The sequence below is a fragment of the Lentzea sp. NPDC037011 genome, assembly GCF_055607425.1.
Window position 1 is genome coordinate 543851 of record NZ_JBVJRT010000002.1, and the last position, 13507, is coordinate 557357.

Sequence of the window (13507 nt, forward strand, 5' to 3'; positions counted from 1 at the left end):
ACGGATCACCCACCTCCGCCTGCGCGTCGCCTACTGTTGAGGGATGCAGCGGCGGATCTTCGGCATTGAGACAGAGTTCGGGGTGACCTGCACCTTCCACGGGCAGCGTCGACTGTCCCCGGACGAGGTCGCGCGGTACTTGTTCCGCCGGGTCGTGTCCTGGGGGCGTTCGTCCAACGTCTTCCTGCGCAACGGCTCCCGGCTCTACCTCGACGTCGGCTCGCACCCCGAGTACGCCACGGCCGAGTGCGACGACCTGGCCCAGCTCGTCACGCACGACAAGGCGGGGGAGCGGATCCTCGAGGACCTGCTCGTCGACGCCGAGCGCAGGCTCGCCGACGAGGGCATCGGCGGCGACATCTTCCTGTTCAAGAACAACACCGACTCGGCGGGCAACTCCTACGGCTGCCACGAGAACTACCTGGTCGCACGGGCCGGCGAGTTCTCCCGCATCGCGGACGTGCTGCTGCCGTTCCTGGTCACCCGCCAGCTGATCTGCGGCGCCGGCAAGGTCCTGCAGACCCCGCGCGGCGCCGTGTACTGCCTCTCGCAGCGCGCCGAGCACATCTGGGAGGGCGTGTCGTCCGCGACCACGCGGTCCCGCCCGATCATCAACACCCGCGACGAGCCGCACGCCGACGCCGAGCGCTACCGGCGCCTGCACGTCATCGTCGGCGACTCGAACATGTCCGAGGTCACCACGCTGCTCAAGGTCGGCAGCGCCAACCTGGTGCTGGAGATGATCGAGCAGGGCGTCCAGTTCCGCGACTTCTCCCTGGACAACCCGATCCGCGCCATCCGCGAGATCTCCCACGACCTGACCGGCCGCCGCACCGTCCGCCTGGCCGGCGGCAAGGAGGCCTCCGCGCTCGACATCCAGCGCGAGTACTACGAGAAGGCCGTCGAACACGTCGCCAAGCGCTCTCCCGACCCGATGGCGCAGCGCGTCCTCGAACTGTGGGGCCGCACCCTCGACGCCGTCGAGTCGCAGGACCTCTCCAAGATCGACCGCGAGATCGACTGGGCCATCAAGAACCGCCTGATGGAGCGGTACATGGCCAAGCACGACATGGACCTGTCCAACCCCCGCATCGCCCAGCTCGACCTCGCCTACCACGACATCCGGCGCGGCCGCGGCGTCTTCGACCTGCTCCAGCGCAAGGGCCAGGTCGAACGCGTGACCGACGACGGCGAGATCGAGGCCGCGAAGGACACCCCGCCGCAGACCACCCGCGCGAAGCTGCGCGGCGACTTCATCGCCGCGGCGCAGGCCGCCGGACGTGACTTCACCGTGGACTGGGTGCACCTGAAGCTGAACGACCAGGCGCAGCGGACCGTGCTGTGCAAGGACCCGTTCCGCGCGGTGGACGAGCGGGTGGAAAGGCTCATCTCGTCGCTTTAGCAGCGTTGTGAGAACTGGCAGAGTGCCGTCGCATGAGGATCATCGCGGCGGCACTCGCTGCTTTTCTGCTCCTGCCCGGGGTCGCGGCAGCGGCCCCGGACTCCTACTGGAAGCTGACCCCCACCGGCACCGACGTGCGGCTGCGCGGCCTGTCCGCCGTGAACGGCCAGGTCGCGTGGGTCAGCGGGTCGAAGGGCACCGTCCTGCGCACCACGAACGGCGGGCGGACGTGGGAGTCCGTCGCGCCGCCGGGCACCGCCGCGCTGGACTTCCGCGACATCGAGGCCTTCGACGCGCGCACCGCGGTGGCGTTGTCGATCGGTGAAGGGGAGACGTCGCGGATCTACCGCACGAGCGACGGCGGCAAGACGTGGCAGGAGGAGTTCCGCAACACCGACCCCAAGGCGTTCTACGACTGCATGGCGTTCTTCGACCGGTTCCGCGGGCTGGCGTTGAGCGACCCGGTGGACGGGAAGTTCCGGGTCCTCAGGACGTGGGACGGCGGCCGGTCGTGGCACGTCAACGACCCCAAGGGCATGCCGGACGCATTGCCGGGCGAGTTCGCGTTCGCCGCGTCCGGGCAGTGCGTGACGACGGCGGGCAACCACGCCTGGATCGCCACCGGCGGCGGTGCGCAGGCACGGGTGCTGGAGTCGCGCGACGGCGGCAGGTCGTGGCGAGCGGATGAGGTGCCGCTGCCGGCGGGGGAGGCGGCCGGGGTGTTCGCGGTGGCGTTCAAGACGCCGTGGCGGGGCGTGGCGATCGGCGGCGACTACCTCAAGCCGACGGATCCGACGCCGGCGTTCGCCACCAACGACGGACGCGGCTGGAAGGCCGGGACGACGGCTCCGGTCGGGTACCGGTCCGGGATCGCCTACCGGGGCAACGGGCTCGTCGCGGTCGGTCCGTCGGGGACGGACGTGTCCGGGGACGGGAAGAGCTGGCGGGTGGCCGACGCGGGCAGCTTCGACACGGTCGACTGCGTCGGCGGGGCCTGCTGGGCCGCGGGGGAGAAGGGACGGGTGGGGCGGAACTAGTTTCCGCTTGCGGTGCGGTGGGGTAACCAGGGCGCGTGTTCGAGGGATTCTCGTTGCGCCGCATCGATGTCGGCGAGGCAGTGCTGCGGGTGAGGACCGGTGGTGCAGGGCCGCCGGTCCTCCTGCTGCACGGCCACCCTCGCACGCACACGACGTGGCACCGGGTCGCGCCGCAGCTCGCGGCCGACCACACCGTGGTGTGCCCGGACCTGCGCGGCTACGGCGAGTCCAGCAAGCCCGGCGACTACTCGAAGCGGGCGATGGCCCGCGACTTCGTGCGGCTCATGCGCGAACTCGGCCACGAGCGGTTCGCCGTCGTCGGGCACGACCGGGGTGCGGCCGCGGCCATCCGGCTCGCGCTCGACCACCCCGAACGGGTCACGCGGCTCGCGGTGCTCGACGGGCTGCCGGTCGGGGCGCACCTGGCGCGGTGCGACGCGCGGTTCGCGCAGGCCTGGTACCACTGGTTCTTCCTCGCACAGCAGGACATCGCGGCCGCGATGATCAGCCAGGACCCCGGCCTCTGGTACGGCGGGCGGTACCGGGACACGCCCGCGGCCATGGGGGTCGAGAACTGGGCGGACTACCAGCGCGCGATCAACGACCGCGACACCGTGCACGCCATGTGCGGCGACTACCGGGCCGGGCTGGAGGTCGACCGCGCGCACGACGACGAGGACCTCGCCAACGGGCGCAAGATCGCGTGCCCGGTGCTCGCGCTGTGGTCGACCAAGGACGACCTGGGCGACCTCTACGACGACCTGCCGGGCATCTGGAGCGAATGGGCCGACGACGTCCGTGTGCGGCCCATCGACTCCGGGCACCACGTGGCCGAGGAAGCGCCGGACGAGCTCGTAAGAGAGTTGCGCACACTGCTGTGACGTGCGGGTCAACGCGCGCAGTGTGCTGAGCGGACCGTTCACGACAGGTGGTGATTAGGTTTCAGCACGCGCGAGGTTAGGGTTACTGCCGTGGCCATCGCACGCGCCGAACGCCTTGTCAACCTGGTGCTGTGCCTGCTGTCGACCCGCCAGTACCTGACAGCGGAGCGCATCCGCGCCATCGTCCCCGGCTATCACGAAGCGCCGACGGACGAGGCGTTCTTCCGCATGTTCGAACGCGACAAGTCCGAGCTGCGGGACCTGGGCGTGCCGCTGGAGGTGGGCCGCCAGTCGAACGTCGAGGGCGCGGAGGACGGCTACCGGATCGCGCGCCGCGACTACGAGCTCGGCGACATCGACCTCGAACCCGACGAGGCCGCCGCCGTCGCGCTGGCTGCACGGCTGTGGGACTCACCGCAGCTCACGGGTGCCGTGCACGGTGCGCTGATCAAGCTGCGCGCGGCCGGTGTGGACGTCGACCAGGACGCGCCCGCGGCCGTCGAGCCCAAGGTCAGGGCCAACGAGCCCGCGTTCCCGCCGCTGCTGCAGGCGGTGCAGGCGGGGCAGGCCGTCGCGTTCGACTACCGCAAGCCACCGCCGGGCGGGCAGAAGGAGCGCACGGTCGAACCGTGGGGCGTGGTCGCGTGGCGCGGCAAGTGGTACCTCGTCGGCTGGGACCGCGAACGCCGCGACACCCGCTGCTTCCGCCTGTCACGGGTGGTCGGGCAGGTCAGGACCGTCGGCAGGCCCGGCGCGTTCACCGTGCCGGAGGGCACCGACCTGATGAGCCTCATCGCCCGCACCCAGGCCGACCCGCACGAGACGGCGCCGGCCAGGATCTGGGTCGCGAAGGGCAGGGCGCAGGGCGTGCGCAGGCACGCGAAGGTCGTGGAGCACCGCGACGGCGGCGACGTCGTCGAGATCGACCTGAAGTTCCCCGACTCGGCGGCCAAGTGGCTGGCCGGGTTCGGGCCCGACGTCGTCGTGCTGGAACCCGAGGTGCTCGCCAAGAGCGTCCGCGACCGGCTGCAGGGTGCACTGGAGGGAGCGCGGTGACCGCGTCCAACGAACGGCTGCCGCGGCTGCTCGCACTCGTGCCGTACCTGCTCAACCGGCCGGCGATCACCGTCAAGGAGGCCGCCGCCGACTTCGGGATCACCCCGAAGCAGCTGCGCAAGGACCTCGAGCTGCTGTGGATGTGCGGGCTGCCCGGCTACGGCCCCGGCGACCTCATCGACCTCAGCTTCGAGGGCGAGACGATCACCGTCAGCTTCGACGCGGGCATGAACCGGCCGCTGCGGCTCACCGCGGCGGAGGCGTCGTCGCTGCTCGTGGCGCTGCGGGCGCTCGCGGACACCCCGGGCGTCGTCGACACCGACGCCGTGCAGCGGGCGCTGGCCAAGATCGAGTCGGCGGTCGGCAAGGCCCAGCCCGCGGGCATGGTCGTGGGGCTCGCGGCGTTCGAGCGCGAGGAGACCGCCGAGATCCGCGCGGCCGTGCAGGACGCCGTGAAGCGCGAACGGGCCGTGCGCATCCGTTACTACTCGCAGTCGCACGACGCGATGAGCGACCGTGTGGTCGATCCGATGCGCCTGTTGCTGCTGGAAGGCCGCGGCTACCTCGAAGCGTGGTGCCGGTCCGCGCTCGGCGTGCGGTTGTTCCGGCTCGACCGCATCGACGGGGTCGAGGTCCTGGACGAGGCGAGCGTGCCACCGCCGCACGCCAAGCACACCGACACATCGGAGGGGTTGTTCCAGCCGAGGGACAACCAGAAGATCGCGGTCCTCCTGCTCGAACCGGACGCGCACTGGGTGGCGGAGTACTACCCGGTGGACCACGCGGCGGAGATCTCCGACGGCCGCACGCGTGTCCTCATGCGCTACGACGACCCGTCGTGGATGGTTCGCCTGCTCCTCGGGCTGGGCGGTGACGTGCACGTCGAACAGCCGCCGGAGCTCGCGGCCGAGGTGGTCCGGCGGGCAGAGGAGGCATTGCGCCGGGCAGATCACCTGCTGTCCACCTGAGCCGTATAACGTGGGGTCGTGCCGTACACACCGACCCTGGCGCTGCTCGTCCTCGGCCTGATCGTGCTCGTCGTGATCGGCAGGCTGGTCCTCCGATCCTTGCGTCGATTCGCCAGTGCCCGCACTCTGGTGGGGGACAGGGTCGGCGACGGAGTGGGCCTGCTCAAGGCGCGATCAGCAGCGCTGAAGGTGGCCCTCGCCGAGCGGCGGCGCACGGAACAGGTCCCCACCAGGGACGACCCCGCGTACGATCGTCGTGGCGGGGGAGACAGGAGGATCACCAATGGGTAACCTCGGACCCACCGAGCTGATCATCATCGCAGTGGTGATCATTCTGCTGTTCGGTGCGAAGAAGCTTCCCGACATGGCCCGTTCGCTCGGCAAGTCGGCCAAGATCTTCAAGGCGGAGACCAAGGGCCTGCGCGACCAGGACGCGGACGACACGCCGGTCCAGCAGCAGCCCGTGGTGCAGCAGCCCGTCCAGCAGCTGCCGCCGGCCCAGCCGCAGGTGCAGCAGCCCGTTCAGCCCGTTCAGCCCGTCGTGCAGCAGCCGCAGGTGGCGCCCCCGATCGAGCAGACCGCGCAGAACAAGGCCAACAACATCAACTGACCTCCCCCGGTCTCCGACTTCGTAAGGACGGTCACCGAGGTGGCAAGTCCGTTCCGGTGGTTCGCGGAGCGCCGGGAACGCGCCAAGCGCCGTCGAGCCAACGCCGACGGCACCATGTCGCTCAAGGATCACCTGTACGAGCTGAGGCACCGGCTCGGCCTGGCGATGCTGATCATCGCGATCGGTGCCATCTTCGGCTGGATCTGGTTCGACGTGCGGCTGGGGCCGGTCCCGTCGCTGGGCGAGATCATGACCGGCCCCTACTGCCAGCCCGACCTCGAGCCCTACCGGGTCAAGTTCCCCGGCGAGGAGGGCTGCAAGCTGCTGCAGACCGAGCCGTTCGAGGTCTTCATGATCCGGCTCAAGGTCGGTGCGGCGGCGGGTGCGGTGCTGCTCAGCCCGTTCTGGCTCTACCAGTTCTGGGCGTTCATCACGCCCGGCCTGTACGCGAAGGAGCGCAACTTCGCGCGCACCTTCGTCTCGTTCGCCGCCGTGCTGTTCGCGGCGGGCGCGGTGCTCGCGTACTGGGTCGTGCCGCAGGGCCTGCAGGTGCTGATCAGCTTCGGTGGCGACAACTTCATCACCGCGCTGACCGGTGAGAAGTACATCTCGTTCATCATCACGATGCTCTTCATCTTCGGCGTCAGCTTCGAGCTGCCGCTCGTGGTCGTGATGCTGAACCGGGCGGGCGTGATCACCTACGAGGCGCTCTCGAAGTGGCGGCGCGGCCTGCTCATGGGCCTGTTCGTGTTCGCCGCGATCGCGACGCCGGGCACCGACCCGATCTCCATGATCGCGCTGGCGATCGCGTTGTCGCTGCTGTTCGAGATGGCCATCCAGATCGCCAGGATCCACGACCGGCGCGCCGCCAGGCTGCGCGCGGCCGACGGCTGGGACGCGCTGGACGACAACGAGGCGGCCCCGTTCCACTACACGCCGTCCGACGCCGACGGCAACGACGCCGACGACAAGGGCGCCGGGCAGAAGGCGGTCGCTTCGGAACCCGCGAAGCGCGTGAACTACGACGACGCCACGTGACACGGGCGGCCCTGCTGGTCTGCCCCGCGTCGGGCAAGGGGCGGGCGGCCCGGATCGCCGGGTCTACCGCCGCCGCGTTGCGACCGCACGTCTCCGAGCTGCGCCAGCTCGTCGCCCACGACGCCGGGGGCACGCTCGCGCTGGCGCGCCAAGCCGTCGCCGACGGCGTCGACCTGCTGGTCGTGCTGGGCGGTGACGGTGCCGCCCACCTGGGCATCCAGGCGTGCGCGGGCACGTCCACGGCACTGGGGATCGTCCCGGCGGGCACCGGCAACGACCTGGCCAACGCCATCGGGTCCCGGTCGGTCGAGGACGTCGTCCACGGCACGAAGAAGACTCTCGACCTCGGTCGGCTGTCCACCGGCCAGTGGTTCGCCACGGTCCTGTGCGCGGGCTTCGACTCCGCGGTGAACGAGCGGGCGAACGTGATGCGCTGGCCCGCCGGCCCGCGCCGCTACGACCTCGCCGTGCTGGCCGAGCTCGCGTCACTGCGGTCGGCTCCGCTGCTGGTCACGACCGAGTCCGAGACGTTCTCGCTGGACGCGACGCTGGTCGCGGTGGGCAACACGCCGAACTACGGCGGCGGCATCCCGGTGTGCCCCGACGCCGACGCCGCCGACGGCTTGTTCGACGTGACCGTCGTGGAACGCGCGAGCCGCTCGATGCTGGTGCGGATGCTGCCCACGTTGCGCACGGGCCGGCACACCGACCATCCGGCGGTGCGCACGTTCCGCGCCCGTGAGGTCTCGTTGGCCGGGGGCAACGGCTGGGTCGCGTACGCCGACGGCGAGCGTCAAGAGGCGTTGCCCATCTCCGTTCGGACGGTTCCCGACGCGCTCACCGTCGTGGGTCGCTAACTTATAGGGCTGTTCGGTCCGCTTTGATCTTTTCGGTAGGGATGTATGGAAACCCTGGAGTTCCAGAGCGAGGCTCGCCAGCTGCTGCAGCTGATGATCCACTCGATCTACTCGAACAAGGACACGTTCCTGCGCGAGCTGGTGTCGAACGCCTCGGACGCGCTGGACAAGCTCCGGCTGGAGTCCTTCCGCGACAAGGACATGGTCGCCGACACCGACGACCTGCACATCGTCATCGAGTCCGATCCCGCCGAGCGCACGCTGACCGTGCGCGACAACGGCATCGGCATGACGCGCGAGGACGTCGTCCGGTTGATCGGCACGATCGCGAAGTCCGGCACCGCCGAGTTCCTGGGCAAGCTCAAGGAACAGCAGTCCGGCAACGCCTCGGACCTGATCGGCCAGTTCGGCATCGGCTTCTACTCGTCGTTCATGGTGGCCGACAAGGTCACGCTGGTGACGAAGCACCCGCACGCCGAGAAGGGCGTGCGCTGGGAGTCGACCGGCGAGAGCACTTACACGATCGACGAGGTCGACGACGCGCCGCAGGGCACCTCCGTCACGTTGCACCTGAAGCCGTCCGACGACGAGGACCAGCTGCCGGACTACACCGAGCCGGCGAAGATCCGCGAGATCGTCAAGCGCTACTCCGACTTCATCACCTGGCCGGTGCGCCTGGGCGGTGAGGAGATCAACTCCCGCAAGGCGCTGTGGGCGCGCCCGGCCTCCGAGGTGACCGAGGAGGAGTACGCCGAGTTCTACCGGCACATCAGCCACGACTGGAACGCGCCGCTCGAGACCATCCGCATGCAGGCGGAGGGCACGTTCGAGTACCAGGCGCTGCTGTTCCTGCCCGCGCAGGCCCCGATGGACCTGTTCATGCGCGACGCCAGGCGCGGTGTGCAGCTCTACGTCAAGCGCGTCTTCATCATGGACGACTGCCGCGAGCTCATGCCCGAGTACCTGCGGTTCGTGAAGGGCGTCGTCGACGCGGCGGACCTGTCGCTGAACGTCTCGCGGGAGATCCTGCAGCAGGACCGCCAGATCCAGCTGATGCGCCGCCGGCTCGTGAAGAAGGTGCTGTCCTCGATCAAGGCGTTGCAGGGCAACCGCCCCGACGACTACGCCAAGCTGTGGGGCGAGGTCGGCGCGGCGCTCAAGGAGGGCCTGCTCGCCGACGCCGACAACCGCGACGCGATCCTGGAGATCTGCTCGTTCGCGTCCACGCACTCGGCCGACGCGCCCACCACGCTCGCCGACTACGTGTCGCGGATGAAGGAGGGCCAGGAGCACATCTACTACATGAACGGTGAGTCCCGCGCCGCCGTGGAGCACTCGCCGCACATGGAGGCGTTGCGCGCCAAGGGCTACGAGGTGCTGATCCTCACCGACGGCATCGACGAGATGTGGCCGGAGTCGGTGCCCTCCTTCGACGGCAAGCCGTTCCAGTCCGTCGCCAAGGGCCAGGTGGACCTGGAGACGGAGGAGGAGAAGTCGGCGGCCGCGGCCAAGGCCGAGGAGTTCGGCGACCTGCTCACGTGGCTGCAGGGCCTGCTGGAGGACAGCGTCAAGGAGGTCCGGCTCTCCTCGCGCCTCACGACCTCGCCGGCGTGCGTGGTCGGCGACGCGCACGACATCACGCCCACGCTGGAGAAGATGTACAAGGCGATGGGGCAGGAGCTGCCGAAGATCAAGCGGATCCTGGAGCTGAACCCGTCCCACCCGCTGGTCGAGGGCCTGCACCGGGCGTTCGCCGCGGGTGAACGCGACTCGCTGACCGACACGGCCGAGCTGCTGCACGGCCTGGCCCTGCTGGCCGAGGGCGGCGAGCTGGCCGACCCGTCTCGCTTCGTGAAGCTGGTGGCCGACCGCGTCCAGCGCACGTTCTGAGTGCACGCGGGGAGCTTTCGTACTCTCCTGGCGCACGCGGGGGCCCCGCGTTACCCACAGGGGAACGCGGGGCCCCCGCGTGACAGGAAGAACTGCGGTGGGCTTGGCGAAGGGAGTGGGGTTTATGGGTTCAGTGAGGGCTGAAGTTAATCTATCTCGGCGGCAATTGTCGGTGGTGTGTGACAGCCTGGAGGGGTGTCACGTGCTTCGCGGTCCCCGGCCGAGGCCTACGCCCAGTCACGGCGTAACGCTCAGCGGCCCAAGCTGACCGACTTCGGCTCCGTCATCTCCTTCGAGCTGGACCCGTTCCAGCGCCAGGCCTGCGAGGCCCTCGAGGACGGTCACGGAGTGCTCGTCTGCGCCCCGACCGGTGCCGGCAAGACCGTCGTGGGCGAGTTCGCGGTGCACCTCGCGCTGACCGAGGGCCGCAAGTGCTTCTACACCACCCCGATCAAGGCGCTGTCGAACCAGAAGTTCGCCGACCTCACGGCGCGCTACGGCGCGAAGAACATCGGCCTGCTGACGGGCGACACGAGCATCAACGGTGGCGCGCCGATCGTGGTGATGACCACGGAGGTGCTGCGGAACATGCTGTACTCGGGTTCGTCCACTCTGGACGGCCTCGCGTACGTGGTGATGGACGAGGTGCACTACCTCGCCGACCGGTTCCGCGGCCCGGTGTGGGAGGAGGTCATCCTGCACCTGCCGGAGCACGTGCAGGTGGTCGGCCTGTCCGCGACGGTCAGCAACGCCGAGGAGTTCGGCGAGTGGCTGGTCGAGGTGCGCGGCGACACGGCGGTGGTGGTCGACGAGCACCGGCCGGTGCCGCTGTGGCAGCACATGCTGGTGGGCAACCAGATGCTCGACCTGTTCGAGGGCGACGAGACGCACGCGCGGATCAACTCGCAGGTGCTGCGCAAGACCGAGGAGCTGGCGCGCTACCACGTGCCGTTCAGCCGCGGCCGCAACCGCGGTGGCGGCGGTGGTCCCGGCAGGCCGGCGCGCGGCAGCGGGTTCAAGCCGCCCTCGCGCATCGACATGATCCAACGGCTCGACAACGCGAGCCTGCTGCCCGCGATCGTGTTCGTGTTCAGCCGGGCCGGGTGTGACGCGGCGGTCGCGCAGACCGCGCGGGCCGGGTTGCGGCTCAACACGCCGGAGGAGACCGAGGAGGTCCGCCGGATCATCGACGAGAAGACCCGCGACCTGCCAGAGGCCGACCTGATGGTGCTCGGGTTCTGGGAGTGGCGGGAGGCGCTGGAGCGGGGCATCGCGTCGCACCACGCCGGGTTGCTGCCCGCGTTCAAGGAGACCGTCGAGGAGCTGTTCGTCCGCGGCCTGGTGAAGGTCGTGTTCGCCACCGAGACGCTGGCGCTGGGCATCAACATGCCGGCGCGCACGGTCGTGCTCGAGAAGCTGGTGAAGTACAACGGCGAGGCGCACGTCGACCTCACGCCGGGCGAGTACACGCAGCTGACCGGCCGGGCGGGCCGCCGCGGCATCGACGTCGAGGGCCACGCGGTCGTCGTGTGGCAGCCGGGCATCGACCCGAAGGCGGTCGGCGGGCTCGCCTCCACGCGCACGTACCCGCTGCGCTCGTCGTTCCGGCCCGGCTACAACATGGCCGTCAACCTGGTGTCGCAGCTAGGCGCCTCGGCCGCGCGCGAGATCCTGGAGCAGTCGTTCGCGCAGTTCCAGGCCGACCGCTCGGTGGTGGGCCTGGCGCGGCGGATCGAGCGCAACAAGGAGGCGCTGGCGGGCTACTCGGAGTCCATGACGTGCCACCTGGGCGACTTCGCGGAGTACGCGGGGCTGCGCAGGCGGGTCGCGGACCGGGAGAAGCAGCTCGCGAAGCAGAACACGAACGCGCGGCGGATCGAGACGGCGAAGTCGCTGGAGACGTTGCGCAAGGGCGATGTGATCGCGGTGCCGTCGGGGCGCAGGTCCGGTCTCGCGGTCGTCATCGACCCCGGCATCGAGCCGCTGGGCGAGGCGCGGCCGCTGGTCGTCACCGAGGACCGCTGGTCGGGCCGGCTCACGTCGGCGGACTTCCCGGCACCGGTCGAGGTGCTGGGGCACGTGAGGCTGCCCAGGCAGGTGGACGTGCGGTCGCCGAAGTCGCGGCGCGACCTGGCCGCGACGATCCGCAACACGGGCATCACGGTGCCCTCGCGCGGCCGCCGCAAGACCACCGCGGACGACGACCCCGAGCTCGCGACGCTGCGCCGGGCCCTGCGCGCGCACCCGTGCCACGGCTGCGACCAGCGCGAGGACCACGCCCGGTGGGGGGAGCGCTACCACCGGCTGCTGGCCGAGACCGAGCAGCTGGAGCGCAAGGTCGCGGCGACCACGCACTCGCTGGCCCGCCAGTTCGACCGGATCAGGGCGTTGCTGCGCGAGCGCGGCTACCTCAGCGAGGTCGACGAGGTCACGGCCGCCGGCAAGCGCCTGACCAGGCTCTACAGCGAGTCGGACCTGCTGGCCGCCGAGTGCCTGCGCCACGGTCTGTGGAAGGGTCTCAAGCCAGAGGAGCTGGCGGCGGTGGTGTCGTCGCTGGTCTACGAGGCGCGGCGGGACGGTCCGGTCGAGGCCCGGCTGCCGCAGGGCCCGGTCGCGGACGCGATGCTCAAGACCGTGCGGCTGTGGGCGGAGATCGAGGACGACGAGCGCCGCCTCAAGCTCGAACGCATCACCCGCCAGCCGGACCCCGGCTTCGCGTGGCCGGTGTACCGGTGGGCGCGCGGCGAGTCGCTGGAGAAGGTGCTGAGCGCCGCGGAGGCGGGCGGCAACGAGCTCGGCGCCGGTGACTTCGTGCGCTGGTGCCGGCAGGTCATCGACCTGCTCGACCAGATCCGCGACGTGTCCGGCAAGGGCGACCCGGTCGGGGCGGCCGCCTCGAAGGCGGTCGACGCGCTGCGGCGCGGTGTCGTGGCGATGATGTGACGTTCGCCTGACAAAGGTTTTGCGAGTCGGAGTGAAGACTGACCACAACGGTGTGGTTGGATCGCGCCGCAACGTCGTACACACGGAGGTCGACAGATGAGCAGCCCGTACGGACCGTCCGGAGGGAACGATCCGCAGCAGCCCTGGGGCCAGCCGCAGCAGCCGCAGCAGCCCTACGGTGGCGGTTTCCCTCCCGGCACCCCGTCCGGCGGCTTCCCGGCTCAGAACCCGTACGGCCAGCCGCAGCAGCCCCAGCAGGGCCAGCCGCAGCAGCCGTACCCCGGGTTCGACCCGTCGCAGCAGCAGACGCAGCAGTACGGCGTGCCGCAGGGGGCCCCGCAGTCGAACCCCTACGGCAACCCGGCGCAGGACCCGTACGGCCAGCAGGCGCAGCAGTACGGTCAGCAGCCCAACCCGTACGGCCAGCAGCCGGGTTACGGCCCGCCGGTGCAGCAGAAGAAGAAGTCCAGCGCGGCCATCTGGGTCGCGGCGGTCGTCGTCGTGCTGATCGTCGGCGGTGTGCTGTTCACCGGGTTCGTGTCGCCGGCGTTCTTCAAGAAGAAGGTCTTCGACAACACCTCGGTGCAGAACGGCATCGTCCAGATCCTCAAGGACGAGTACAAGATCTCCGACGTCGGCAGCGCGACCTGCTCGGGTGAGAACGAGGTCAAGCCCAACACCTCGTTCGAGTGCAAGGTGCAGGTCGGCGGCAAGGACAAGAAGGTCAAGATCGTCGTCAAGACCGAGGACGGCGAGTACGAGGTCGGCCAGCCCACCGGCTGACCTGCGGAAGTTTCCGGAAGACCTTCCCACGGCGTTGCCGGG

12 protein-coding genes are annotated in these 13507 nt (G+C 70.0%); all 12 read left to right on the forward strand.

The features are described from left to right. Nucleotides 1–43 precede the first annotated feature (43 nt). Nucleotides 44–1402 (forward strand): Pup--protein ligase, encoded by a 1359-nt coding sequence (gene pafA / locus ACZ7CH_RS07360; protein WP_089955448.1) that lies wholly within the window; start codon nt 44–46, stop codon nt 1400–1402. Between the two features lie 32 nt (nt 1403–1434). Further along, a complete protein-coding gene (locus tag ACZ7CH_RS07365) occupies nt 1435–2439 on the forward strand; it encodes a YCF48-related protein (RefSeq protein ID WP_470373357.1) in 1005 nt (334 codons plus the stop codon). A 35-nt stretch (nt 2440–2474) separates the two neighbouring features. After that, on the forward strand, nt 2475–3320 hold the full coding sequence (locus ACZ7CH_RS07370; RefSeq protein WP_458433282.1) for an alpha/beta fold hydrolase: 846 nt from the start codon (nt 2475–2477) through the stop codon (nt 3318–3320). A gap of 90 nt (nt 3321–3410) precedes the next feature. After that, a complete protein-coding gene (locus ACZ7CH_RS07375; protein ID WP_360387347.1) occupies nt 3411–4376 on the forward strand; it encodes a helix-turn-helix transcriptional regulator in 966 nt (321 codons plus the stop codon). After that, on the forward strand, nt 4373–5344 hold the full coding sequence (locus ACZ7CH_RS07380; protein WP_360387349.1) for a helix-turn-helix transcriptional regulator: 972 nt from the start codon (nt 4373–4375) through the stop codon (nt 5342–5344). Before ACZ7CH_RS07375 ends, ACZ7CH_RS07380 begins: the two co-directional genes overlap by 4 nt. Before the next feature lie 18 nt (nt 5345–5362). Beyond that, nucleotides 5363–5635, forward strand: coding sequence for a bacteriophage holin (locus ACZ7CH_RS07385; RefSeq protein ID WP_360387352.1), 273 nt, complete (start codon nt 5363–5365; stop codon nt 5633–5635). Further along, entirely contained in the window at nt 5628–5954 is a 327-nt protein-coding gene (tatA, locus tag ACZ7CH_RS07390) for a Sec-independent protein translocase subunit TatA (RefSeq protein WP_360387355.1), read from the forward strand. The genes ACZ7CH_RS07385 and tatA overlap by 8 nt, the downstream gene beginning before the upstream one ends. 114 nt (nt 5955–6068) lie before the next feature. Next, complete coding sequence (gene tatC / locus ACZ7CH_RS07395; RefSeq protein WP_360388362.1) at nt 6069–6992, forward strand: twin-arginine translocase subunit TatC; 924 nt, start codon at nt 6069–6071, stop codon at nt 6990–6992. Then, complete coding sequence (locus ACZ7CH_RS07400; protein WP_458433281.1) at nt 6989–7849, forward strand: diacylglycerol/lipid kinase family protein; 861 nt, start codon at nt 6989–6991, stop codon at nt 7847–7849. Before tatC ends, ACZ7CH_RS07400 begins: the two co-directional genes overlap by 4 nt. A 45-nt stretch (nt 7850–7894) precedes the next feature. Continuing rightward, nucleotides 7895–9739, forward strand: a complete 1845-nt coding sequence (gene htpG, locus ACZ7CH_RS07405; RefSeq protein WP_360387360.1) for a molecular chaperone HtpG — start codon at nt 7895–7897, stop codon at nt 9737–9739. Nucleotides 9740–9934: 195 nt separating this feature from the next. Further along, a complete protein-coding gene (locus tag ACZ7CH_RS07410) occupies nt 9935–12682 on the forward strand; it encodes a DEAD/DEAH box helicase (protein WP_360387363.1) in 2748 nt (915 codons plus the stop codon). Between the two features lie 96 nt (nt 12683–12778). Continuing rightward, the gene (locus tag ACZ7CH_RS07415; RefSeq protein WP_360387366.1) at nt 12779–13465 is read left to right on the forward strand and encodes a DUF4333 domain-containing protein; all 687 of its coding nucleotides are present in this window, start codon (nt 12779–12781) and stop codon (nt 13463–13465) included. Nucleotides 13466–13507 lie beyond the last annotated feature (42 nt).

What these genes read in the sequence shown, in the direction of transcription:
- htpG (WP_360387360.1), top strand. Translation starts at nt 7,895, where the DNA reads ATGGAAACCCTGGAGTTCCAGAGCGAGGCTCGCCAGCTGCTGCAGCTG.
- ACZ7CH_RS07365 (WP_470373357.1), top strand. Translation starts at nt 1,435, where the DNA reads ATGAGGATCATCGCGGCGGCACTCGCTGCTTTTCTGCTCCTGCCCGGG.
- tatC (WP_360388362.1), top strand. Translation starts at nt 6,069, where the DNA reads ATGTCGCTCAAGGATCACCTGTACGAGCTGAGGCACCGGCTCGGCCTG.
- tatA (WP_360387355.1), top strand. Translation starts at nt 5,628, where the DNA reads ATGGGTAACCTCGGACCCACCGAGCTGATCATCATCGCAGTGGTGATC.
- ACZ7CH_RS07415 (WP_360387366.1), top strand. Translation starts at nt 12,779, where the DNA reads ATGAGCAGCCCGTACGGACCGTCCGGAGGGAACGATCCGCAGCAGCCC.
- pafA (WP_089955448.1), top strand. Translation starts at nt 44, where the DNA reads ATGCAGCGGCGGATCTTCGGCATTGAGACAGAGTTCGGGGTGACCTGC.